Origin of the sequence: Acinetobacter sp. NIPH 1852 (assembly GCF_022549455.1) — a bacterium.
GTDB lineage: Bacteria > Pseudomonadota > Gammaproteobacteria > Pseudomonadales > Moraxellaceae > Acinetobacter.
This window is the reverse complement of sequence record NZ_JAKZGG010000042.1, coordinates 1-1289: the sequence shown is the minus strand read 5'-3', so window position 1 is coordinate 1289 and position 1289 is coordinate 1. Positions and strand designations below refer to the sequence as shown.

The 1289-nt window shown below is 35.8% G+C and carries 1 protein-coding gene; it reads right to left on the bottom strand.

The window, feature by feature from the left end; all coding sequences use genetic code 11:
* Positions 1–180 precede the first annotated feature (180 nt).
* Positions 181–1161: a DUF4882 family protein gene (locus tag MMO38_RS16460; protein ID WP_241324184.1), complete on the bottom strand. Its 981-nt coding sequence runs from the start codon at positions 1159–1161 to the stop codon at positions 181–183.
* Positions 1162–1289 lie beyond the last annotated feature (128 nt).

Below are 1289 nucleotides of genomic sequence, written 5' to 3'. Positions count from 1 at the left end.
AATTTATGCATCTTTATGTGCTTACCAATTATGTCATCAAAACAAGCCAACCATTCGAGTAATGGAATCATTGGCTTAAGCACGATTCGGGTTAATAGATAGTAATGAAAATGCTCAGATATGTTCTTTAATGTCGATATAAAAAACCCAATCATAAGATTGGGTTTAAATTTTTATGACTTAAATATTATTACCACAGATGTCAGTCGTACCTTGGGGGTAAGTGAACTGTAGGGCATTGCGGTCAGTGATTAGCTCTGATGAAAATTCTAATCCTGCGAGTTTATCAGAGAATTTACCATCCCTATCAGAACCAACCCAGCTACGAATGTCAAAACCTATATTTTTCAATGCTGCAGGGAGTGTTCCTTGATACCCTTGATCAACGCCATTGACAATAAATCCGACCTGTTTGGTATTTTGGTTGATATAGATACCTAAACGATGATATTTGCTTTGATAGTTAGTCATTTTATTGTAGTAATAAGCAACTGAAGTATACTCAGTATCATCACTATTTGGGTAACCCAGCATAAATAATACGAATGGTGGGTTTTCTCCAAAATCAGGATCAGCGCTACCTGCCATGAAGCTATATCCTGACCTTACAACATACCCATTCTCTGTGATTCCATTAAAATTAATATCTGCGAAATAAGATGAACCTTGCTTTCCATAGTAACCACCATTAAGAGGAGCACCAGGAATATCGAGCTGCATTTCCAGTGCAAGAATCCCTGTTGCTGGTAAGTTGAAATCACCTAAACCATCTTGCAAGTATGGAAAATATGGAGAATTTATTGCCGAATAAAACCTTGCTTTACTGGTAGCTAAGTATTGTAAATAATTAAAAGTACCATACTCAGGGTCATTAATTGAAAAATATGGAGGAGCAACAGTTAAGCTAAACTTCTGCCCATTAATGTTTGGAAATATAGCCATCAGATAGTCTGAATTTTGATTGTTCCATAAATCATTATAATCTTCTTGTGTTGCATCAAAGCTATACTGACATGTTTCGCTCTGATTTAGACTACGTAAACTTAAGCTTGTTGATGTTGCTACTCTAGATTGGGGAGCCGTGTTGCTTTGTGAGTTATTTTGATTTTCGCCACAGCCAAGCAGGGCTAAGCTAAGCGTCAATATGCCAATTTTTTTCATTGATGGTTCCTATAAGTTAAGTGGTTTAAAATTTTTGGGGCTGTACTAGATTAGCACTATGTTAATCTATGAAAATGAAGCTAACCAATTGTAAATTAAATAAGAAAACTCAGCTTAAACTACTTGAG